Origin of the sequence: Flavobacterium sp. ov086 (genome assembly GCF_900187965.1) — a bacterium.
Taxonomy (GTDB): domain Bacteria; phylum Bacteroidota; class Bacteroidia; order Flavobacteriales; family Flavobacteriaceae; genus Flavobacterium.
Genome location: NZ_FZNL01000002.1, coordinates 221,305 through 245,904, shown reverse-complemented (window position 1 = coordinate 245,904; position 24,600 = coordinate 221,305). Strand labels below are relative to the sequence as shown.

18 protein-coding genes are annotated in these 24,600 nt (G+C 33.6%); 3 read left to right on the top strand and 15 right to left on the bottom strand.

What is annotated here, in order from left to right:
* Nucleotides 1-34: 34 nt before the first annotated feature.
* Nucleotides 35-1,186 (bottom strand): FecR family protein, encoded by a 1,152-nt coding sequence (locus tag CHB81_RS03085; protein WP_089350424.1) that lies wholly within the window; start codon nt 1,184-1,186, stop codon nt 35-37.
* A 292-nt stretch (nt 1,187-1,478) separates the two neighbouring features.
* Here CHB81_RS03085 and CHB81_RS03080 point away from each other — a divergent pair, with 292 nt between their 5' ends.
* Complete coding sequence (locus tag CHB81_RS03080; protein ID WP_089350423.1) at nt 1,479-2,075, top strand: RNA polymerase sigma factor; 597 nt, start codon at nt 1,479-1,481, stop codon at nt 2,073-2,075.
* Between the two features lie 97 nt (nt 2,076-2,172).
* Here the strand turns inward: CHB81_RS03080 and CHB81_RS03075 are convergent, their stop codons facing one another.
* Nucleotides 2,173-2,946 (bottom strand): response regulator transcription factor, encoded by a 774-nt coding sequence (locus tag CHB81_RS03075; protein ID WP_089350422.1) that lies wholly within the window; start codon nt 2,944-2,946, stop codon nt 2,173-2,175.
* A gap of 101 nt (nt 2,947-3,047) precedes the next feature.
* Here CHB81_RS03075 and CHB81_RS03070 point away from each other — a divergent pair, with 101 nt between their 5' ends.
* Nucleotides 3,048-3,803 carry a DUF1349 domain-containing protein gene (locus tag CHB81_RS03070; RefSeq protein WP_089350421.1) on the top strand — a complete coding sequence of 252 codons (756 nt, stop codon included), beginning with the start codon at nt 3,048-3,050 and terminating at the stop codon, nt 3,801-3,803.
* A 96-nt stretch (nt 3,804-3,899) separates the two neighbouring features.
* Nucleotides 3,900-4,736 carry a hypothetical protein gene (locus tag CHB81_RS03065; protein WP_089350420.1) on the top strand — a complete coding sequence of 279 codons (837 nt, stop codon included), beginning with the start codon at nt 3,900-3,902 and terminating at the stop codon, nt 4,734-4,736.
* Nucleotides 4,737-4,956: 220 nt separating this feature from the next.
* Here CHB81_RS03065 and CHB81_RS03060 read toward each other — a convergent pair whose 3' ends face one another.
* From CHB81_RS03060 to CHB81_RS02995, 13 genes are all read right to left on the bottom strand, one after another.
* Nucleotides 4,957-5,379 carry an SRPBCC family protein gene (locus CHB81_RS03060; protein WP_089350419.1) on the bottom strand — a complete coding sequence of 141 codons (423 nt, stop codon included), beginning with the start codon at nt 5,377-5,379 and terminating at the stop codon, nt 4,957-4,959.
* Between the two features lie 90 nt (nt 5,380-5,469).
* Nucleotides 5,470-6,345, bottom strand: a complete 876-nt coding sequence (locus tag CHB81_RS03055) for an AraC family transcriptional regulator (RefSeq protein WP_089350418.1) — start codon at nt 6,343-6,345, stop codon at nt 5,470-5,472.
* Nucleotides 6,346-6,562: 217 nt separating this feature from the next.
* Nucleotides 6,563-6,997: a response regulator gene (locus tag CHB81_RS03050; RefSeq protein WP_089350417.1), complete on the bottom strand. Its 435-nt coding sequence runs from the start codon at nt 6,995-6,997 to the stop codon at nt 6,563-6,565.
* A gap of 135 nt (nt 6,998-7,132) precedes the next feature.
* Nucleotides 7,133-10,171, bottom strand: a complete 3,039-nt coding sequence (locus tag CHB81_RS03045) for a PAS domain S-box protein (RefSeq protein WP_089350416.1) — start codon at nt 10,169-10,171, stop codon at nt 7,133-7,135.
* Nucleotides 10,172-10,173: 2 nt separating this feature from the next.
* Nucleotides 10,174-11,316 carry an FIST signal transduction protein gene (locus CHB81_RS03040; RefSeq protein ID WP_089350415.1) on the bottom strand — a complete coding sequence of 381 codons (1,143 nt, stop codon included), beginning with the start codon at nt 11,314-11,316 and terminating at the stop codon, nt 10,174-10,176.
* A complete protein-coding gene (locus CHB81_RS03035; RefSeq protein ID WP_089350414.1) occupies nt 11,291-12,673 on the bottom strand; it encodes a sigma-54 dependent transcriptional regulator in 1,383 nt (460 codons plus the stop codon). The genes CHB81_RS03040 and CHB81_RS03035 overlap by 26 nt, the downstream gene beginning before the upstream one ends.
* 433 nt (nt 12,674-13,106) lie before the next feature.
* Nucleotides 13,107-13,523: a hypothetical protein gene (locus CHB81_RS03030; protein ID WP_089350413.1), complete on the bottom strand. Its 417-nt coding sequence runs from the start codon at nt 13,521-13,523 to the stop codon at nt 13,107-13,109.
* A 61-nt stretch (nt 13,524-13,584) separates the two neighbouring features.
* On the bottom strand, nt 13,585-15,669 hold the full coding sequence (locus tag CHB81_RS03025) for a beta-galactosidase (protein ID WP_089350412.1): 2,085 nt from the start codon (nt 15,667-15,669) through the stop codon (nt 13,585-13,587).
* Nucleotides 15,670-15,674: 5 nt separating this feature from the next.
* Complete coding sequence (locus CHB81_RS03020; RefSeq protein WP_089350411.1) at nt 15,675-16,463, bottom strand: GDSL-type esterase/lipase family protein; 789 nt, start codon at nt 16,461-16,463, stop codon at nt 15,675-15,677.
* Between the two features lie 85 nt (nt 16,464-16,548).
* Nucleotides 16,549-18,312 (bottom strand): alpha/beta hydrolase-fold protein, encoded by a 1,764-nt coding sequence (locus tag CHB81_RS27040; RefSeq protein WP_217899708.1) that lies wholly within the window; start codon nt 18,310-18,312, stop codon nt 16,549-16,551.
* Between the two features lie 26 nt (nt 18,313-18,338).
* The gene (locus tag CHB81_RS03005) at nt 18,339-20,141 is read right to left on the bottom strand and encodes a glycoside hydrolase family 2 protein (RefSeq protein WP_254920944.1); all 1,803 of its coding nucleotides are present in this window, start codon (nt 20,139-20,141) and stop codon (nt 18,339-18,341) included.
* Between the two features lie 76 nt (nt 20,142-20,217).
* Nucleotides 20,218-22,137: a glycoside hydrolase family 97 protein gene (locus CHB81_RS03000; RefSeq protein WP_176427478.1), complete on the bottom strand. Its 1,920-nt coding sequence runs from the start codon at nt 22,135-22,137 to the stop codon at nt 20,218-20,220.
* Nucleotides 22,138-22,140: 3 nt separating this feature from the next.
* Nucleotides 22,141-24,477, bottom strand: coding sequence for a glycoside hydrolase family 2 TIM barrel-domain containing protein (locus tag CHB81_RS02995; protein ID WP_254920943.1), 2,337 nt, complete (start codon nt 24,475-24,477; stop codon nt 22,141-22,143).
* Between the last annotated feature and the right edge of the window lie 123 nt (nt 24,478-24,600).

The following is a 24,600-nucleotide window of genomic DNA, read 5'->3' as shown; positions in this document are numbered from 1 at the left end:
TTCTTTATTCTATTTTCTTACCCAATTATACCTTCTACTTAATAGTAATCTTATCCTCATCGATCACATAATCAATCGCATAACTATCACTGAAATATTTCAAAACAACTTCTATGGGTTCATTATCAAAACGGGCGTTGAAAATTTCTCTTCCAAGTACTTTATTTTTATTGATAAAAGTCACATTATAATGACGCTCAAGTTTTTTGATAATATCATTAAATGAAGCATTTTTAAAAACCAGACTTCCTTTTACCCAAGCCGTATAATAATCTGTATTGACGCTTTCTGTTGTAATTTTTTGTTGTCCTCTTACTGATGAACCTTTTAATCCCGGTGTTAAATACACTTGATTATCGGTTGCTTTTTTGTCTTTGTAAAGTGACACTTTTCCTTCAACCAAAACGACATCTGTACTTACCTCTTCGGTATAGGAATTCACATTAAACTTAGTTCCTAAAACTTCCACATTTACCTCTTGCGTATTTACCGTAAAAGGGTGTGCTTTGTCTTTTGCTACTTCAAAATAAGCTTCTCCAATTAAATAAACCTGGCGGCTTTGATTTTTCAAAAACTGAATTGGATATCGCAATGAAGTTCCGGCATTCAAATGCACCACGGTTCCGTCTGATAATTGCACTTCGAATTTTTTACCGTATGGAATTCTCAAGGTATTATAAACCAATTCTCCATTGGAATAATTATTTGAATACACCAACCTGTTTTTCTCCTGTTTTCCAATTATATTTCCGTATTTATCAGTCACATTTCGTGCTTCTGATGTATCAATGGTTTGTACTGATTCGTTATCTAATTGTAAAACAATTTCATCTTGTCTTGGCACTACAACATTTTGTTTTGAATGAAATGCATTTGAATTTTTATAGAAATAAAAGCTTCCTAAAGCCAAAACTAAAATAGCCGCATATTTATAATAGGATGAAAATCTTCTTTTATAAAAAACATTATTTTCTTTTTGAATTCTTTCTGATAGTATTCTTTTTACTTCAGTAGAATCAAAGTTATTCATGGCAGAATCTATTGCATAATTGGTTTTTACAAAATCCTTAAATACAACTTGATTTTCTTCTTCTTTCAGCCATTCAGTCAAGGTTTCTATTTCCTGCTGACTTGCCTGATTTGTGATAAATTTCACAATTAGTCGCTCTGACTTTTTCTCTGTCATTTTATTCTTTTTTAATATTATTACGAAGCTAAAAAACAAAACCCTAACAATTTGATAATCTTTTTTTCATTTTGCTGTTTTTTTTATTATTTGAAATATTTTTCTTTCAATACAAAAAAGACAATAACTCTATTAATTACATATAATTAATAAACAAATTACTATATCTTTGCGATTTTAAATCGTTTTCTATTTGTAATAAAATTCAATGAAAAACAGAAAAAAAAGGCATTTTTAACGAAAAGACTAACGATTTAGACCATAAAAACTATAAATTTATATATTTGTTTCCATGAAAAGCGAGGATTACAACCAAAACGATGTACTAATTGAATCTCTAAGAAACGGAGATGAACAAGCCTATGCTTACCTCATTGATACGTATCATCATAAACTTTGTCTATATGCAAACAGCCTTGTAAAGAATGTTTATAGTGCCGAGGATATTGTGCAGAATGTATTTATCAAAGTTTGGGAACAACGCACTCGATTAAAGTCAGATCATGCCGTAAAAAGCTTTCTGTACAAATTAGTATACAATGAATTTATAGATTTGTATCGCAAAAATCAGTCTTTATTCTCTTTAGAAAAATCATATTACGATGCTTTAAATTCGATTGTTTCAGACGATGATTCAGAGTCTTTGCAGCGTATGATAAATGTAGTCAATAAAGAAATTCAAAACCTGCCTCCAAAATGCAAAGAGGTTTTTATTTTAAGTAAAAAAGAAGGTTTAACCAATATCGAAATCGCAGAACATCTTGAGGTTTCCATAAAAACTGTTGAAGCACAAATAACCAAGGCATTTTCTATTTTGCGCTCTTCGCTTGACCAAAGAATGAAAAGTTTCTTATTCTTATTATTCGGAAAGAGAAAGTTACTTACTTAAATTTGTCTTTTTAAATCAGTAGGCGATGGTTATAAAAGCAAGCCAAGCCAAAAGCATCGGATGTATCCGAATCAATCTCCATTAAAAATAGTTTTCCTTAAATAGAAATAATTCCCATAATCATTGCCGTTTTTACAGCTTCGGTGGTATTGGCTACTTTCATTTTCTCTATTATATTTTGCCTGTGGCGACGAACAGTATAAACTGAAATATTGAGCTGTGTTGCAATTTGCAAACTATTACTTCCTTTAGCGACATGCGTCAGGATTTCCAGTTCTCTTTTAGATAGTAATGTTTGCTGGTAATGCTTGTATTTTTCGATCGCAATAACCTCACCGGTTTCAATATTCACTATTTTACCGTCAATTCCCAAGCGGGGATGAATGTCTGCTGAAGGTGCATAAAGACATAAGGCTAACCAGACACTCCCGTTGCTGAAACTTTTTAAGTAAATTGTCCTGTGGTTGATATAAGCACAGTTCTCGATTGTATTTTTAGTTCGTATCCTGCTTGATGTACTGTATTTATGACTGTCCTGATAAGGCAGACTTTTGAGGTATTGAAAATAATTTAATTCTAATATATGACGTTCAATTAAATCATCCGGATGAATTTTGGTAAAGATACACTCTTCAAAAGCAGAATCAATAACGGAGTTTTCAGAAGGTAATCCAAATACTTTCCCGAAATTACCGGCATAAATATAACTACAATCTGCCTGGAAATCAGACAATACTGCCACACACTGATCAAGGCTCACATAACCTGCTACTAATTGTTTGAATGTTTCTATATCATTGCATTCTTCTATCGAAAATGCTTGTTCTAATAAAGTAGCTGATAATTGATTCTCAACGGATATATTTGACATAAATGGAACTTAAAATGGTTAATTTTACGTATTGCAGCTTTTAGCAAGCAGTGGTATTTTTGATTAACTAAAATATAATTTTTCTATTAAAAAAACATTTTATGAAATCAAAAATTTATGGTTTGTACATTTTATCGGGATTAACTTTGTTAACAAGTTGCGGGAACAATAATCAAAAAGAAGCAGCTGCTGTAACTTCAAAAAACAATACAAAAACAAACTCTGCTTTTGTAAATGGCAGTCCTTGTGATATTAAACTTCTTAATATTCATTTTACTAAATCAGTTAATGGTGCTGATACGCTTGCAAAAGTAGATTCTAATGGTAAAGTAGTATTTCGTGCTGGCGAAAAGAAAGATTATTTTTCTGATCCCAATGGGGAATTATCCAATAATAATGCTCCTATTCTGCTGTCGAAAGTCGATAATACAAAACCTTTTACTTTAATCTCTAAAGTAACGCCTGAATTCACAGAGAAAGGATTATACAATGCCGGTGTTTTATATATTTATGTCAATGATAATTTCTATCAGAAATTCTGTTTTGAGCAAGATGAGCGTGGCAATCATCGTGTTGTAACTGTTCGTACAATTGGTACTTCTGATGATAACAATCATGATGTTGTCAAAAGTCCAACGATATATATGAAAATATCATCTGATACCCGTACTGTAGCGAGTTACTATTCTTTGGATAAAAAAAACTGGCAGATGGTTCGTTTGTATAAAAACAACTATCCTACAACCATCTGGATGGGAATTAGTACACAATGTCCTGTAGATAAAGGAACCCAAAGTATTTTTGAAGAAATTAGTCTGGATCAAAAAAGTGTTACGGATTTTAGAATGGGGAATTAATTATTTAATTAAGACCCTCGCATCAAAGGAGCAAGATTTAATTTCTACAACAAACGGTAATCACAAAATATAGTGTAACCATTTAAATATTGAATAATGAAAAAAATAAGTCTCTTGTTATTTGTTGGATTAATTCCTGTTATCGTTTTTAGCCAAAAAATCACAAAAGTATGGGAATCTGATTCCCTGTTTTTTAAACCGGAATCGGCACTTTATGATTCTTCAAAAAAGATTATTTATATCTCTAATATAAATGGTGAATACCTTGCCAAAGATGGAAATGGATTTATTTCAAGAATTAAAACAAATGGAGAAATAGAGATGTTGAAATGGATCGACGGCTTAGATAATCCACAAGGTATGGGTTTATATAAAAACAAATTATACGTCGCAGACATTAACAGAGTGATTCAGATTAATACCAATACGGCTAAAATAGAAAAAATATATAAAGTTGATTCTGCCAAATTCTTTAATGATATAGCATCCGATACAAACGGAGATATTTACGTTTCTGACTGTTTTGATAATAAGATTTACAAAATATCAAATGAAAAAATAAAAGTATGGCTTGAATCTGATTTTCTTTCTAAACCAAATGGATTATTGTGCACAAAAAATGATGTCTTAGTGCTGAATATGAAAAATCAAACTGCTTTTGCTATAAACAAATTGACTAAAAAGTCTCAAGAAATTTTTAATGGGATTGATAATTTAGATGGTATTGTTAGTGATGGTGAAAACGGATATATAGTGTCCGGGGCCTGGCAAGGACAACTGTTTCATATCGATTCAAACGGGAGTAAAACACTAATTATTGATTTGGGTAAAGAAAAAATCATTACTGCCGACATTGAGTATATTGTAAACGAAAACTTATTGATAGTACCAACTTTAGATAAAACAGTAATTGGATATCAATTGACTAAATAATATACTACTCATTTATGATGGTGTACTGAAAATTTTCATACAACATAAACAAAAACAAGAGCATCATGATGCAACTTTACGAAGTGATAAAAAACATTTAATCCAATTTATTTAAGACAGCAATTGACAACAAAAGAGACATTTTAAATTACGTCCGCATTGCGGACGTAATTGAAACAAATTGTACGGGACGGTGTATAATTGAAGTTAGTAAGATATTTTATTTATCTAAATTTGATAGAAAAACGGTTTGAAAATTTTTAATAACACTATTCATTTCAACTTTTTGTTCTGAAAACACTTCATATACGGATTCAAATAAAACAGAACATTTACCGCTATCTATGTTGGTTACTATTAAGATTCCTTCATAATTTTCAATGGGCATTGGTGTAGAAATAATACTAAATCTCATTTCCATTTTATCAAAATTAACTAATGTCAGCTTTTCAATTATTTCGCCCCCACCTTTAATATAAACTTTTCGTATTGAACCAATACCATTACCTTCTACTATGACTTTTTCAATGAGTTCGGGTACAAATTTTTCGGTACCGCCAAAACCAATTAATTTTCGCCAAACGATTGAACCATCCAGATTAACATTTCCTTCCGATTTAACACTTTCTTTTTCCTTGCTCATTTTTTATATTTTAAAATTTAAGCAAAAATAATTGCTCCTAAAAAAGCAAAATATTAGTTAAAGTCAATTCTATCGTTTTTAGTTCAAAAGTTAAATTGTTTTACTTATTCTGTGTTTAATAAGAAATTGTTTTGGGGTCAAACCATAATGTCTGCCAAAAATACTAACAAAATGAGATACATTTTCGTAGCCAACTTCAAAAGAAATCTGCTGAATTGGCTGATCAGTAGAAGATAAAAGATGTTCTGCTTTTTCAAGCCTTTTTTTTATGAGCCATTTCCCTGGAGATGTATTAAACTGACGTTGAAAATCTCTTTTGAAAGAGGAAACGCTTCTGCCTGTTAAGTATGCATAATCTTCTATCGATAATGATTTATCAAAATTTTCCAGCATTAATCCCTCAATATTTCTTTTCTTCCTATTATTTAATGAATAAAGTATTTGTAAAAATTCTTTTTCCTGTTCAGAGTTGTATATAAGATAAAGCAGTTCTAAAAGTTTAATTTTAGTAACCTCTTTACTGACTGTTTCCGTATATAAATTCAGAATGCTATCAGTAAATACCCTAATTTTATCTGTATACTTAAGTACTAAATTAAGATCTTGCGTTACTACCAACTCTGTTTGCTTTTTTATAATTAGTAAAAATTCATTTAAGAGCTCTGCTTCAAAGAAAAAAAATACAGCTTCAAATTCACCATTTTTCGGTATAATATCTGAAATCATATACCTTCCTTTTGGAATAAATACTAATTGATTTTTTGCTACAAAATACCTGTTTCCTTCATAGTATGTTTCCAGCTTTAGTTCACCTTTAAGTACAACGGACAAAACATGAGAAGCGAGAAAATGATCTGTATTAACATCTATTGTATCAACTGTTTTATGAACAATACATGATAGTCCGTCAACCATTATTTTTCGAACATTTTTATGTTTATATAATAATTGTGGGACTACTTTCATTTGGTTAATTCTTTTTCCTGTGTTGAGTTTGTAAAAATAATGAACCAGATTTTAAAAAAATAGTCCAATAATTAAAAATGTATAAATCCTTAATTATCGAATCAATATAACCTCACAATTCTTTGTCTATAAAACGGTTTAAATCATCCAAACAAAATCTAAGGCTGCATTATGATTAATGGATTAATAGTTTGAAAAAATGACACTTTAAGTCGTATTAAAAAATCGAGAGTAAACGTTTAATAAATCCCGGATAAATTGCCTTTAATTGCTCTTTAACAGTAATGATTTTTTTTATAATTAAATTCATTTTTTCGTAAATATCATTTCCTTTTATTACATAATCAAAAGCGCCAAACCTTAAAGCGTCAACTGTAGTTTTAGTATTTTCTTCTCCGGAGATTATAATCACGTATATACCAGAATTATATTCCTTAATTTTTTTAAGCACTTTAAATCCATTAATATCCCCCAGGTTATGATACAGTAAAATGATATCCGGATTTTGATGTAAATTATCAATACAATCTTTGGTATTTGTATAATAGGTAATATCCGTAAAACTCATGTTCATGAGGTATTGTTTGTACATATTAGCACTAAAAACATCCTCATCGACTATGAAAAATTTAAATTGTGGTTGATTATCCATATTATCCTATTTATATCTGATAACAGGTAATCCATAGTCAAGCCAAAAACATAAACACTTACAAATAAACAATTTACATTTTTATATCTAAATATGATTTTCCAAAAAACAGAAAATTTTCCAATTTTTGGAAAATCAATCTAAAATTTCTTTCTGCAACTGGTCTACAACTATAAGCAAGGTTTGTTTTATTTGAAAAAATAAATGGGCGACTTTTTCTTTTACAGGCTGTGCTTTTGTAATTTTTTCCAGAGTATTAATCTCATCTTTAATACCTGCTATTCCCATACTTTCGATACTTGGCTTGATCTTATGAATAAGTTGATTCACCAATAAAAAGTTACCTGAATATATTGCGGCTTCTGCCTTTGGAAGTATTTCCTGTATTTGATCGATAAAAATTATAATCATTTTGGATACAAATTCTGGATTCCCTCTACTAATTTTTTGCAAAACTTCTAAATCGTAGAGTTTCTCATTGCTCTCAACAACAGGTTTATCTATATTACTAAATTCTTTATTGGTAAATCTTGAAATGGTTTCTACCAAATCAAACTCTTCAAAAGGTTTGGTAATATAATCATCCATACCGGCATTTTTACATTTTTCAACTTCACTTTTAAAAGCATTGGCTGTAAGGGCAATTATAGGTGTTTGTAGTTGCAATTCTTCCCGTATTTTTATAGTGGCCTCAATACCACCCATTTCAGGCATTTGGACATCCATCAGGATAATATCAAATTTCTTGTTTTTTAAAATTTCAATCGCCTCTAAACCGTTGGTGGCTTCCGTTACCTGACAATTAAAATAATGAAGAGAATTAATTGCAACCATTCTATTGATAATATTATCTTCTACTAATAAAACAGTAATTCCTGAGATATCAACATTAATCTCATGTTGGATTTTTTTAACATTATTGATATCTCCTTTTTCAAAGTTTAATATAAAACTAATTGTAGTACCCAGATCTTTCTCGCTCTGAACCTTAATCTCACCTTTCATCAATTGAATCAATTCCCGGGTAATCGCCATTCCCAAGCCTGTGCCTCCAAATTTTCTGGTTATCGCTTTATCCTCCTGAGAAAATTTATTAAAGATGATATCTGCAAAACCTTGCTCCATTCCAATTCCCGTATCCACTACAGAAATTTGCAGTCTCTGAAAGGTTTTCGTATCTTTTATAATTTCACATTTCAGATATATTTTTCCTTTATTTGTAAACTTCAAAGAATTACCAACCAGATTAAATAAAACTTGCTCTAATCTTAAAAAATCTCCTTTTAAAGCAGTACTAATATCTTGTGAAATCTGCGAGATAAGCTTTAGCCCTTTTTTCTTGGCAAGGGGCTCAAGAACTGCAACTACATTATTAATTACATCTTTAAAAATAAAATCTTCTTCTTCAAGAGACATTTCCCCTGCTTCAATTTTAGATATGTCCAGGATATTATTAATGATTGATAGTAAATGTTTTGAAGCTACGGTACTATTCTCAACATATTTTTTTTGCAAATCAGTAAGTTGCTGTCTTTCCAATTCGCGCAAGAAACCAATTATACCATTAAGTGGCGTACGTATTTCATGACTCATATTGGCTAAAAATATCTCTTTAGCTTTTGAAGCTTGCTGAGCTTTAATTTTCTCATTCTCCAGTTCTTCCTCCATCAGTTTCTGCTCTGTAATATCCAGATGAATCCCAATAGAACCAACCAGATTACCTTTATCATCATAATTGGGTGCTCCACCAATAGCCCACCATCTTAACTCCCCTCTTTTATTTTTAACAGGCATTTGATACACATCAGAAATTCCCTGCTCACGCAATTTATTCTTAGCTTTTAACTTTTCGATATTTTTTCCAAGTACAAACGTCTTGGAAGGATTCGAGCCAATGAGTTCATCAATTTCAAATCCTGATATATTGGCAAAACTTTGATTTGCATATTGAATTACTTCATTCTTATCCACTTCAATAAGACCTAAATTCATGTTGGCAATAATATTGCGATACTTTTCTTCCTGAAACTTTAATTTAGTTTCAACTTTTTTTCGCTCTGAAATATCCTGAATAAAGGAGCAAAAAAATACTTCTCCATTTTGTTCTATGGGTATAATTGAAATTTCTACAGGAAATTCATGTCCTTTATTATTTACTGCCGGAAGCTCTATTTGCTTGTTTAAAACAGGCCCTCTACCCATGCCCGTCGCTGCATAATATTCAAGCCCTTCCTGATGTCCTTTACTATGTCGTTGAGGAATTATAGTATCATTTAATGTTTTACCCAAAACCTCTTCCTTTCTCCATCCAAAAATAATTTCGGCCTGGTTATTCCAAAAAGTTATTTTTCCTTTAAGATCAATCGTAATAATAGCATTAAATGAAGAATTCATTATAATACGATTACGCTCTTCACTTTGTTTTAACAGATTTTTACTTTTAATTCTTTGTGTCACATCTGTGGATTTCCAAAGATGTCCAATACATTGATTTTCAACAAAAATAGGAATATAATCTCTTTCAAAGAAACGATTATCTACCGTTTCAAGTACTTCACCAAGTACAATTTCTTTTTTTAATAAAACTTCATTTATCCTCTTTTTATAAGTAGAACTATCTTTAAACAATGCTTTGGCCTCGTTTATGTATTCACTTGTTTTTTTACCAATCATTTCATCTGGAGAAGCATTGATACTGCGTATATCGCATAAATATTGATTAACAAATAAAATAGTATCGTTATTGTCTACAACTAAAATTCCCGATTGTAAATTCCCTAATAATGTCTTTAAGAATTGAACGGTTTCAAATAATTTTTTTTCAGTTTCTTTTCTTTTAGTTATTTGTTCTCCTACATATTTTGAAATAAAAAGAAGATCATTTTTTTCCTCTTCGTTTATTGATCCATAACCTTGATCTAACTCTGTAAGACTTTCATAGAGATTTAAAATAGAATGTTGTTTTAATTCATATTCTTTTTTTAAATTCTCGTTTACCTCATTATATTCTTTTTCACTCTCTTTAAATGAATGATCCATTAAATCCTTGTCTCTTTCAAAGGATAAATAAGAGTCATTAACCGTTTTTATAAAAGATTGAAATGAGGGATCATTCTGAAGACTTAGAGGTACATTTTTAGTAATTTGTCTTTGCAAAAGTTTATGAATATCCATAACTAATCGATTTCATTAATACAGGTAATAGTCATTGTTTGGTTGTGAAGGATACAATTGCCAAATGGTTTCAAGGGTGAGATCTCTCCGTAGGAGTAAAAACCAGAAAGAATTGTTTTATCACCAAAAATATAAGAAACAGCTTCCACTTCCTCGTCTATTCTGGTTCCCAGGATTAATTTTCGTCCAACACAACTAATTAGAAGAGCTAATTTTGGATTAAAACTATTTACTTCTAAACAAGAGGATGCTGCCTCACTTGCGGCATCTATTAATCTGTCAAAATTGGCTTTCATAAAACGTACCTTACTGCCTTTTGGCACATCGCCTGCAAAGGTCATGGTTTGATTCGTTTCATCTATTGATAAAATGGTTCTGACAATTGGCTCGTCAACTCCGTCAATCTTGATTGACAAGGGAAAAAGTAATGCAGAGCCCGGCAATTCTTCAGCATATTTTCCTAAATAAATTTTATAGAGATCCAATACATTCTTTCCATCAATTTCGTATAAAACATTGCTTTCAGATTTGGTCACTATTCGCTCTAATCCAAAACTTTCCCATCCTCCTAAAGATCCGTGAGATACAAGTAATTTTTCGCCATAAAAACCAATACCTATAATTTTTCCCTGTATTGGAGTTGTATTCAATCCTACAACAGTTTTTTCAAATCGTGAGCCGTCACCAGCAAGCCCTCCCACAATTAATACTTCATCTTTTTTAACCGCATTCATTCCATTGACTAACTCACTTCCGTTTACTTTGCCACCATCTGAGAGTATTAGAACCAATTTTAAATTCTCCTGATCAAATTTACCAATTAGAGAAGACCCCGCCTGAAAACTATTTTCAAAAGCAGTTATATCAACCTCGTAAGTTTTAATTAGAGTTGAAGAAAATTTAATCCCAGTGAGAGATATAGTATTATCTAAAACTTCATTTTCATAAACCTCACCAGCTGAAGAACACAAAATCAATTGTGAATCTGGAAATTTATTTTTTAACTGATCAAAAACCTTCTCATCTGATAATAAATCTCTTGAACCAAAACCCAAAACTAAGTCCAAATCGTTGAAATCTAAATTATTATTATTCAATTCTCGCACAAAAGAATTGTTTTCAAATAAAACTGTAGCTACTTTCATTTAAATCATTTTTTTTAGTTTGACTCGATTGAATTAAGTTATAAATCGTAGATTTTCCAATGTCTAATTGCTTGGCTGTTTTGATAACATCTTCATTATTTTTTTTTAAGTAATGCAATATAATTTCAGAGGTAAACTCTTTTAAAGTTTTATCCTCAGACAAGAAAAAATCACTGTCTTTTATACTGGAAAAAGTTAAATCTTCAACAGAAATTTCATTATTCTCACACATTACACAAGCTAGTTCTATAATTGATTTAAGCTCTCTTATATTTCCGGGAAATTTATATTTGAGTAATTTATCTTTAGCCTCTCTTGAAATACTAATTGTTTTCAATTTGTTTTCTTTTGCAAAAAGCTCAATAAAATGCTTTGCAAGGAGTAAAACATCGTGACCTCTTTCTCTTAAAGGCGGTAACTCTATTGGAAGTCCTACAATTCTATAATAAAGATCTTCTCTGAAGGTTCCTTTTTTTACCTCTTCTTTTAAATCTTTGTGAGTGGCAATTATGAGCCGTACATTAAACTTAATAACTCCTTTTCCGCCAAGTCTTGTAACTTCTCTTTCTTGCAATGCCCGAAGCAATTTACTTTGAAGATTTAAATCCAGTTCAGCAATTTCGTCCAGAAAAATTGTACCTCCATCAGCCTGTTCAAACTTACCAATCAATCTTTGATTCGCTCCGGTGAAAGCTCCTTTTTCATGACCAAAAAACTCACTCTCAATCAATTCCTTTGGAATGGCCGCCATATTTAAGGCTACAAATGGTTTGTGTTTTCGATCAGAGTTATAATGTATAGCCTTAGCTACCATTTCTTTACCGGTACCAGTCTCTCCGGTAATAGAGATATTTATGTTTGTTGTTAAAGATTTATTTATTTTATTTAAAACAGCTTTTATTGCCTCACTTTGCCCTAATATGGTATTCTCAAAGCTAAATTTCTGCTTTAACTTTTCTTTTAATTCCTCTACCTCATCAATGAGTTTTAAATTTTCCCTGATTTTAATAATCGAATTCCAAAGCAGCTCTTTGGTATAAGTGTTTTTTACAATGTAATCTTTGGCTCCTGATTTCAAAAAATCTACAGCAACCTCAATTTCTTCCTGACCACTTATAACAATTATTGGAATTTTATTATTTGTCTGATGGATTTTTTTAAGTAACAAATCACCGGTTATATCTGGTAAACCAAAATCCAAACAAATGATGTTGGGATTCTGAAACAGATTATCCAAACATTCCTTCCCATTCTTAAATAAAAACACTTCAAAATCAGGATTTAATTTAAGATGATATTTTAAAGTCTCTCCGAAAAAAGGGTCGTCTTCAACTAAAAAAATTTTAAATGATTTCATCTGCAGCCTTTTAAGTTTTAACTTATACCAAACTACAAAAAAAATCCTACACAATTACATTTCAACGACAGTTATTGCATTTCAACGAGATTGTTTCGTATTTGATATAAATTATAGCTACCTAATTGTCAACCAAAGGAAAAGAAAAGAGGTGTTTAAAAATCAGATTCCTTCATTATTATAGCCACAAAAACTTATACCCTTAAGTAATTATGTAAATAATGCTTTAGAACTAAATCTTTAAATACTGGAGGAAATACATTTTTTACCACAAAAAAAAGCAGTGACTACAAGATAGAATACACGTAAAATGTATAAAATTAAAAAGTTTTGTGGCAGAATTTTAGACGGTCATTTCATTTTGAGAAACAATGATTATATACACTGGTTTTTCCAACACAGAAAAACCAGTGTATATGATAATATTAAAATCTCACAATTCTTTCTCCATAGAGCGGTTTAAATCATCCAAACAAAAATCTAAGGCCGCATTATGATTATGTACTAAATCCGGTACATCATTCAACTTAAACCATCTTTGAATTGGAAGATCAGATCCAAAATTGATTCTGTAATGTTCACTATCTATTAAAGCATAATATCGTAAACGTGCCTCAGACATATTATAGAAAATTGAACAATTAATTTCTTTAAAAAAAATAGTAGAATGAATATTGAATTTTTTCAACAGACCATGTGCAGTAGCATCAGTAGCATTCGTATTCTTAACTATACCCGATAAAAGCCCCCATTCTGCAAGGCCGATTCGTTTATCTTGTTTTACGAGAAGAACTTTAAGATCATTTTCTTCATAACAAAAAACAGCGCAATCTACTGAAATCTTATCCATACATCAATTAATTATTAACCTGTCTAAATTTTTTCATCTCTAATTGTTTTCCCGGAATTAATTATTCGCTCCAAACCAAAACGCCCGCAGGTTTCAGTGTTTTCTCCCCTACAAGTACTTTAGAGTTTGCCGGTATTGTCAATGTATAATCGTTTGAAGAATAATTTACAGCTATATAAAATCCATCACGCCAGTAAACGTATATTCCTTCCGGATAATCCTCGGTAGCAGCACCGGCTTTTGCATAAATCTCCTGCAAAATATCTTTCTCCAGTTTTGAGTCATCCGTATCTACACCTATGTAGGTAACAGTTCCTTTTCCTAGCTTACGTTTTACCACCGCAGCTTTACCTTTATAGAATTGATTAGTGTAAGCAGCAAGTACTTCTGTGTCTTTATTGGCTTCAAGTAAATCTGCCCAATTGTTCCAGCCATAGTGAGACGATTTCATCAAAACTTCTCCCTTGGCAGAACCAGAAAGCATATCAGTGGCTTTGACATGCGCACCAATAAGATTAGAAATAGGAGCTGCACACTCCCCTTCCCAAAAATGTCCGGCACGATCTTTAGTAGCTGTACGACAGGTAATGATCAGATGACCTCCGTTTGTTGCATAATCGTTCCATTTCTTTATTAATGCAGCATCAGCCAACTCATAAGCCGGAACGATAAGAAATTTATATTTAGAAAAATCTGCTGTTTCAGAAATTACATCAGTGGGAGCCCCAAAAGATTTTGTCATTTCAAGGAATTTAATCGGATAGTTCCAAGTATCCCATTGAAAAGTTTGTTTTTGTCTCTCGACAGACCAGTAATTTTCAAGATTCCAAAGAATAGCAGTTGATCTGGCTGCTAGTTTTTGAGGCATCTTTGCATTTGGTTTGTATTGTTTTCTAAGCTCTTTTATTTCTTTTATAAATTGAATATAATCCTCTCCTCCTTGCGATGGCGTCACCCCGTCTGTCTGAATTACACCAGCGTGGTATTGCTCAGAGCTGTACAAGACCTGTCGGAAACGGTAAGAACAAGCAAGTTTACCTCCTGCTGCAAAGCTGTGATACAACCACAAACGCACTGTACCAGGCATTAAAAGTGGGTTATAAGATCCCCAGTTTACGGGTCCGGGCTGCATTTCCATCACTCCTGAAACACCTCCAACTGATTTATAATACTCAGCTGCAAAAAGAACGACTTTACTATTGCCTAAGCGAAAACCTAATTCTCCAATATTATCGCTGCCTCCATTTGGATAAGCTGTATAGGTCGCAAAATCCATTTTCTTAGTTCGTCTTGGATCAGATCCTGTACAAACAGCAGTATAGTTTGTAGTAATGTATTGTCCCTTCGAGATAGAATTTCGCAAAATATCAGCCTGAAAATCCAGAAACTCAGCCTGCATATCGGCCAGATAACGTTTAAAATCAAGCAATGCATGAGGATTGTTACCCCACCAGCCTACCAAATCGGGGTTAGGAATGATCACCTGATCGAAACTCGTAAACCATTGGCTCCAAAAGGCTGTTCCCCATTCCATATTCAAAGTATCAATGGTTTTATATTTATTTTTCAGCCATTGCCTGAAAGCTTCCTGAGAAGAAGGACTGTAATCAGAAATTGCCGGAGGCTCATTATCAAGCTGCCATCCAATTACGTTTTTATTCTGTCCGTAACGTTTGGCCATTTCAATCACAATCTTTTCTACAAATTTGCGGTATTTGGCATTAGTAATCGAACCTAATCCTCTTGTACCATTCTCGGCACGAATGTACTGGCTGTTCATAATGAAGGTTTCGGGATAATTCACACGCATCCATGTAGGAGTAGTTGCTGAGGGTGTACACATCAGCACTTTGAGATTGTTCTTCACACATAAATCAACCACTTTATCCAGCCACGCAAAATCGAATTTTCCTTCTTCGGGCTCCATTTTATACCAGGCAAACTCCGCCAGATGAACAAACTCGTAACCCATATCGGCAATTTTCTTTATATCTCGTTCCCACTGGTTTTCGTTCCACTGTTCAGGATAATAATAAATTCCCGTTGTTACCAGATTTTTATCGGGAAAATACGAATTGGCATTTTGTGATTTCACGGTAATTCCGGAGATCATTATTAACATTAATGCCATTAAATATTTTTTCATAATTTTTACTTATTGTTATATTGCTTTAAAAAAGTCAAACGATGACTAACTTGTCTGATCCATTCACGAGCCATCAGTTCATGACCAAATACTGTTGGATGCACACCATCCCAAACCCAATAATCAATTGGAGCATGTTGCCTCGCGTCTTCAAAAACTTTAGGATAATCAACCAGCACAGCATTGAAATCTGCAGCAATTCTTCTTATAATTGCAGCTCTTTCAATTGTCAAGGGATGCCACTTTGCATATTGATCTTTGCGCCAGCCCGAAGCAAAAAAGAACGGTAAACCTAATATTATCAAAATATTTGGATTTTGCTGCACAACCAAATCTAACAATTTACGGTAGGTACTTTCGAACATTTTTGCATCCAACGCGTCTTGTTTTCCTTCTATTAAAGCGTTCACATCATTTATACCAATTAATAAACTTAAAACGTCTGGTTTCAAATCTAAGGTGTCTGTCTGCCACCTTTTTTCAAGATCACTCACGGTGTTGCCACTTATACCCCGATTAATAAACTTAAAGCCATATTGTGGAAAATCAGCGCCAATTCTACTTGAAACAGAGAAACAATAACCGTGTCCCAAAATATGATTGGGGTCTTCATTTCGCCCTCGGTTACCATCTGTTATCGAATCGCCCTGAAACAAGAATACTAAGTTCTTCTCTTTTGGTTTTGTTGTTACTGATTTCGTATTTGAACAAGCAATTGGCAATCCGGTTACAGCTATTCCAGCTACTGAGATAAGTTTAATAAAATCTCTTCTGGAAGAATCTTTTGTTACCATTCTATTTATTTATTTTTTTTCTCCATTCTCCATTCTCCATTCTCCATTCTCCATTCTCTATTCTCTATTCTCTATTCTCTATTCTCTATTTAAAAATATGCTGAGCAAAGAAATACAGATTATTGGCCCATTCCGTATCATCGTGAGCATTATTATCTACATTCCATATATGTGGCACGCCTTGTTCTTTAAGGTATTGGTGCACGCGCTGGCTGACACTAAACAAACCATCTTTACTGCCACAGGCAAGCCATAACACTTTAAGTTTCTTTTTGGCGGCCATCAAATCAGGTAAAAGCTTAGTATCAGAAAGCCCTCCAAATTCATTGGTATTTGGAGCCGAAGAAAATCCACCAACATAAGCGAAAGTATCAATATGAGAAAGTCCTATATTCAGGGATTGACCACCGCCCATCGACAATCCTGCGAGTGTACGATGTTTTCGGTCTGTATAAACTGAATAGTGAGATTCTACGAAGGGAATGATATCAAGAAGTAAATCGTCCTCGAAAGGTTTTCCATATCCTTTATATCCTCCTTTTCGTTCTTCCTGTTCATCACTTTTAGGCTTTTCTACAGTCACATTTGTATTACAATTAGGAAAAACTACAATCATTGGTTTGATTTTTCCATTGGCCAACAGATTATCAATTATGTAATCAGCATGAACCCAATACGGCCATTGACCATTCCCCGAGTTAAGTCCGTGTAGTAAATACAGCACTGGGTACTTTTTATCAGAGGAATAACCAGGAGGCGTATAAACCATCAGTTCACGATGTGTTCCAAGTGTTTTCGAGTCATATTGAACAGTTGTAATAGTACCATGTGCTATATTGTCGCGCTTATCTCTAAAACCAACTGGCGGATCACCAAATGCAGGCTTGTCATCAGGACCTAGTTTAACTGATTCACCAAAACCTACTTTGGGTGCTTCCTTCTCTCCAATATATCCCCTTGCCTCAAGCCATTTGCGACAAGCTTCCGGCCATGAAGATTCTGTGTTTTTTGATTTTCCAAGTCCATAACCATGTCCTCCTGATTGATAAATATGAAGTTCACAGGGAACATTGTACTTTTCCATAGCTAGTGCATAGTCAATACTGTTTTGCACCGGAACTGCTTTGTCATCTATAGAATGAACCAGGAATGCCGGGGGAGTTTCTTTATTTACCTGTAGCTCATTTGAAAAATGTTTTATCTTTTCTAAGGATGGATTATCCCCCAGTAAATTGACTTGTGATCCTTTGTTTGTAATGCTTTCTTCCATTGATATTACCGGATAAATCAATAGTGAAAAATCAGGACGAGCACTAGTCGGGTCTGATGTTTCATAGACTTTTTCATTAAAATGGGTCGATATTGTAGCCGCAAGATGTCCTCCGGCAGAAAAACCCATTATTCCTATTTTGGCAGGATCGATTTCCCATTCCTTTGCATGACGCCTAACCAGACGAATGGCTTCCTGCCCATCTTGTAATGGTCCAATAGATTTATCGACCATAATAGCATCACTCGGCAATCTGTATTTTAATACAAAAGCCGTCACTCCAAGATTGTTGAGCCATTTGGCTACATCCTCTCCTTCGTGAGCAATTGCCAGCCCCAAATAAGCACCTCCCGGGCATATTATTACTGCTGCTCCAGTTGCTTTTTCTTTGGGAGCAGGATACATATCAAGTACAGGGTTTGTAACAAACCTCATCTTTGTCCAGTTATCTTTTGAATCTACTGTCTGTTTATAATCGCTATTAGGAATTGCTCCGGGAATTTTTCCGTTCCAAAGATTGATTTGTGTGCTTTGACCAAAAAAATTAAAGCTGATCATTATCAAACAGACGAAGGTCAAAAGAGGTTGTTTTATATTTATATCTTTCATTTTCTTTTATAATATTGTTCAATAATATACCAGGCTTTCTTTTTTTCTCCTTTTTCAGATAACAATCCTTTTCTGTTATACCCTTTTTGATAAACCTGGTTCATCCTCCCCAATGATTTGTAATCAAATAACAACCAGGGAGAGATTCCGCATAGATTTGGTATAGTTTTAAATAATTCTATTTGATCCTTATAAATTTGTTCCTGATACTCTTCTGTCCAATAAGCAGCCTGATCACTTGGTTCAGTATTATTTCCATAGACTGCTTCTCCTCCAAACTCTGAAATAAATACCGGTTTATCAGGATAAGCAAAGTCCCATTTTACCTCCGATGGTTTACCTTGCCACGGATCATACCATCCAATATACTCGTTAATGCAAATCAGATCAGAATATTCATAAAGCGTATCCCACACCTTAAAGGAGTTATCCTTGTATGATTGTGTATTGACTACATGGGTAATCAAACGGGTTGAATCTAATGCCTTACATTTTTGAGTTAACGCACTAAGAGCATTATTTCGATTCGGTGTTCCCGGATATGTCTCATTTGAAAGACTCCATATTATAACGCCACAATGATTTTTGTCTCTGTGAATCATTTCTTTCAGCATAGTCTCCATCTTTATCTGAACAAGACTGTCCGAAAATTGAATATGTTGATAAATAGGAAGTTCACTCCACACCATTAAGCCCATTTTTTCAGCTTCCTTAATTATGTTCTCATTGTGTGGATAATGGGCAAGACGAACAAGGTTACAGCCTAATTCTTTTGCTGCATTCAACAATACTAAGGCATCCTGTTTGGAATGGGCCCGAGTTCCTTTATATGGATTTTCTTCATGGATATTTACTCCTTTAAAAAAGATTTCTTTTTTATTAAGCAGCACTTTATTCCCTCGTACTTCAATACATCTAAACCCAATAGTATCTTTTACAGTATCTGTTTCACTTTCAATTATTACGTTATAAAGCTTAGGATTTTCAGGAGACCAAAGCTTAAAATTTGAATCAAACTCAACATTGACATATCCCATATCATTTGATTCCATTTTATAAGATTTGTTAATCTCCGGAATCTTTATCGTAACCTTTTGCTTTTTAGCTGTTCCATTTAGCTGTATCCATCCCGAAACTTTTTTCAGACTTCCTTTTTTTAACTGAATAGAATAATCTTCGATAAATGTTTTATTCGTTTCAATCAAATTAACATCACGTGTTATACCGCCATAATTGAACCAATCATAGCCCGTACCAGGCAAACCGCTCTCCAGTCGCTTGTTATCTACTTTTACGATTAGAGAATTCTTTCCTTTTTTTACCTTGCTTGTTATTTCAAACTCAAACGGTGTAAATCCTCCCTCGTGAATGCCTATTTTTTCTCCATTAAGATATACAGTGGCTAAATAATTTACTGCCCCAAAATGAAGAAATAGTCTTTTTTCTTTATTGAGTTTGTAATCGAATAGTTTCTTGTACCAAACAACTCCCTCAAAATAAGTTAGTTCACATAACTGTGAGTTAAAATCACCCGGAACTTTTAAAACTGGTCCGCCATCGAAGGAATATTCGATAAAGTCAGTCTTCTTTTGTGGTTTTCTCTCTAACCAGATTTGTTTCCAATCGCCTATGTTTGTCGGGTCAGTAATAACCTGCCAGTCGCCATTTAAACTTAATAAGTTTCGGGGCTCATCATTTACCATAGCAGATTGAGCCTGTAAATAATTCCCAAAAAAAAGAATAATCACAATAGCCAGTTTCTCCATTTTCAATACTATTTTCTCTGTTCTTTTACGCATTTCTTTTGGTCCTTTCTATTAATATTATCGTCTATTACATGCAAAGTTTTGGAAATCAAAAAAACGTATTATTGAATTATTTTATCACACCAACAAATCCTCCTCCAGGAAGACACTCCACGTTTACTGTACTTCCTTTTTTGATTTTTATCGTTTCTGAAGAAAAAGATTTGTCGTCCTTCCCGTCTTTAATCAAATGCAAATCATAGTTTCCTTTGTCCAGAAAATCAAATTTTATGATTAAAGTCTGAGGTTCCCCTTTTCCGTTGAGTCCGCCTATATACCATTGATTTCCTTTCTTACGGGCAATTACTATTTTTTCGCCCGGATCACCATCAATTAACTTTGTATCATCCCATGCAGTTGGAATCTCTTTCAAAAAGTTTTTTGGTTCTGGTGGTAAAGCTTTATATGCAGATGGCCTGTCTGCAAAATGCTGTAATCCTGATTCAAATACAACTGACAAAGCCAGCTCATGAGCATAAGATGTTATATGTGGATGCTGCGAATTTGAAAAAGTAACAGGCGTGTAATCCATTGAACCAATTGCATTTCGTGTAAAAGGAAGCGTAGTATTATGAACTGCTGCTTTATTAGTCAATACCTGATCATTATTGTACCATTCTGCACCATAAACCGCTTCTGTTGTCATTAAATTAGGATACGTTCGCGCCCACCCACGAGGAATTGTCGCTCCATGAAAGTTTACCATTAAATGATATTTTGCAGCATCTTTCAAAATATCAATGTAATACTTCATCATATCCTGGTGGTCACCGGCAAAAAAATCGACTTTGATTCCATAGACTCCAATTTTGTTGAGCCACGAAAATTCTTTGGCACGTTTTTCTGCTGTAAGTAAACGGTCATTTGGTGTTGGGTCGAGCCAGATTGAGCCGGAATTATACCACATCAATGGTTTTATTCCTTTGCTTTTTGCATAATTCACTGCAGTATTTATATCTCCTCCATTGGTCATTACATCCCATTCCCAGTCGATCAATACATAAGGCCAATTCATTTCAACAGCTAAATCAACGTACTCCGCTACTTTTTGATAATCCTTAGAGCCATGATTGTTTGCCCAATAAATCCATGAAACTGCACCTGGTTTAATCCAATCAGTATCTTTTAATTGGCTTGGTTGGCTAACATCTGTAATCAAAGTTGATTCGACTATATCTGATAATTTACCAATGATAAGGGTATGCCACTGAGAATTCCAAGGTAATGTAGTCTTAACTCCATCCTGCTTAAAATTATCACGGCCATTAGGGTAAGTAACCTGATATTGGTTCGTATTTTTTAAATTACTCAGCTTTGCTCCGCAATTATTTTCTGTTATATCTGCCTCAGAAATTAATGCCCAAACGGGTTGATTATTCACTTTATATAAAGCCGGAAAACCCCATTCCTGGTATTTATCAATGTTCAAACCCGTTTTGCTCAAGGGATAAAAACCTTCATAAGCAAGATTGAAAGGCTGCATCCAACGGGATGTGTTCTCAGGCAAAACATACGTTGTAGCTTCACCTATGACATTAACTTTTGAGTCTGATTGATTTGGGAAAACATAGCGAAAGGCAATACCATCATTATAAACCCTGAAAATAATATCTAATGGCTGATGATTGGAATTTTGAAAACTGAATGTTTTTTCGGTGCCTGAATTCTCGCACTGCTGACGTTTACCGCAAACCATTTCATATTTATCGTGTATTGAAACTGGTTTTGACGTTGAAATCAAACGCAGGTTATCTGCAAATTGTTCATCAACACGATTAATACCTAATTTAGAATCCGGTAATACTTCTACAAACTTGTTTTCAATTTTATACAATGCCTTAAAAAAAAGATTATGTTCCGTATTCTTTTCAGACAAATTCAAAACAACTTTTATTTTTCCGTTAGGCGAAATTATTTCCTGTGCATTTATACTTAATGAACTTAAAATAACAAATAGTACAGAAATACTATGTTTCATTGATGCTTTCATATATTAATTATTGTGCTTTGATTTAATAACTATACTTTTTGCTTCTAATCCGTTAGGGATTACCGATAATTTAATTTCACCTGCCTCATGATTGCTCTTTATTACAACCAAAGCTCGTCCGTGCCATGCTTTACGAGTACTACCTACATATTGCTCAGTGTCTTTTATATCAGCATTATCAACTCCTGCAATAACTCCTGGTCCTTCAATTTTAAAATCCAGACGATTGGCAGCATTCGGTTGGAATATTCCATCCTTATCTGTTATTTCGATAGTTATATACGATAAGTCCTGACCGTTGGCCAATATTTCATTTCGATCTGCTGTAAGTTTTATTTTTGCAGCATCGCCGGCAGTTTGTAAAATAGTTGATGCTACTTCTTTATCATTTTCTACTCCAACAGCTTTAAGCAAACCGGGAGAATATGGAATTGAAAAAGTAGCCTTAAATTGCTCTTCTTTACTAGTTTTTTGTTCACCAACCAGTTTGTCGTTCAGGTATAATCTTACTTTAGGATATTTAGAATATACCTCAACCTGAACCGTTTTTCCTTCAAAGACAGGCCATGTCCAGCTTTCCCACGTTGGCCATACTGACCACCATGTTTCTTTTATTTCCAAAGGTTCCGGAGCTGGTTCACGAACCGCCATATAGAGTTTTTCGTTATTATTGTACAACATACTACGGTAATGAGAAATGGGTTTTCTCCAACCAAGCAGATCTATATCACCGCAGTAAGCACCATGATAGGGAAAGAAATCATTTTCCCAGTGCTGACCAGGTACTTCTCCCGAATAATACCAACGTCCAATTCCCGATTCTCCCAAATAATCCATAGCTGTCCAAACAAAATCACCTATTACATAGTTATTTTCCTGAACGAGTTTCCAATTGTTAAAAGCATCTTTAGGATAAGATTCGGTTTGAACTATAATACGTGAAGGCACTCTTTTATGATCGTCCGGAGCAGTATTCAGGTTGTAATTATATCCGGCAACATCGTGTACGTTTATCAAAGAATCTAAGTTTTCCCATTTGTCTAAATTTACAACTGCAGAAGTTACAGGCCTTGTAGTGTCTATTTTTTTTACTTCTTGCATAAGCATTTTAGCAGTTTCAACAGCCTCAGGTTTTCCTCGCTCTACAATTTCGTTACCGATGCTCCACATAACTATAGAAGGATGGTTTCGATCTCTCAAAATCATTGCCTGTAAATCTTTTTTCCACCATTGTTCGAAATATTTTGCATAATCGTTACTGTTTTTTCCAATCTTCCAGCAATCAAAAGATTCATCCATTACTAGTAGACCTAATCTATCGCAAGCTTCAAGAAACGCCTCAGAAGGGGGATTGTGCGAAGTTCTCACTGCATTGAACCCACCGGCTTTAAGCAGCTCAACTTTACGTTCTTCGGCACGATCAAAAGCAGCAGCTCCTAAACAGCCATTATCATGATGCACACAACCACCGTTTATTTTCACTGTTTTTCCATTAAGCTGAAACCCGTTTTCTGCAGTAAATTTTATAGAACGGATACCAAAATTAGTCTTGGTGTTGTCAACTACTTTTTTATCTTTTACGATCTGAATCTGTGCCTGATATAAAAAGGGAGTTTCTGGTGTCCAAAGCTTAGGATTTGACACTTGTATGGTTTGCGTTATTTCTTTCTCACTATGCGCCGGAAGCTCTATTTGCATCTGACCATTTCCAATATTTTTTGAAGTGTTGTTTGAAAGAACTGTCTTTACAACAATGCTCTGAGCAGATTCTGTTTCATTTTTTACCTTAGTTTTTACCAGTACAACTGCCTTTTTTGAAGATACCTCGGGAGTTGAAATAGCAACACCCCAATTTGTAACATGTACAGGATCTGTAACCATCATCCAAACATGACGATAAATTCCTGAACCACTGTACCATCGGCTGTTCATTTGCTGTGAATTGTCGACACGTACAGCAATAACATTTTCTTTTCCAAAAATTAAATATGGTGTAAGATCATAACTGAATGATGAATAACCATAAGGATAAACACCCAGCGATTTTCCGTTGATAAAAACTTCTGAATTCATATAAACACCTTCAAAATAGATAGCTGTTTTTTTCGCTTTCATTTCATCAGATACCTGAAAGGTTTTACGATACCAGCCAATTCCTGAAGGAAAATAACCGCCACCTGCGCCAGTAGTATTTTTAGGATGAATTTTCCCTTCGATACTCCAGTCGTGAGGCAAATCGAGATTACGCCAGCTTGTATCATTGAAATTGCTTGTTTTGGCTTCAGCGTCATCGCCCAAAAAGAATTTCCAGTTATAATCAAATAACTGTTTTCTTTCCATGCTATTTTGGGCATATCCTGAAAAAAAGCTTATAAATAGTATAAATAGAAATACTATTTGTTTTGCAAAATATTGTTTTTTGTATGAATTTAAACGGTTCATTTTGTTGTGTTTATATTTCTA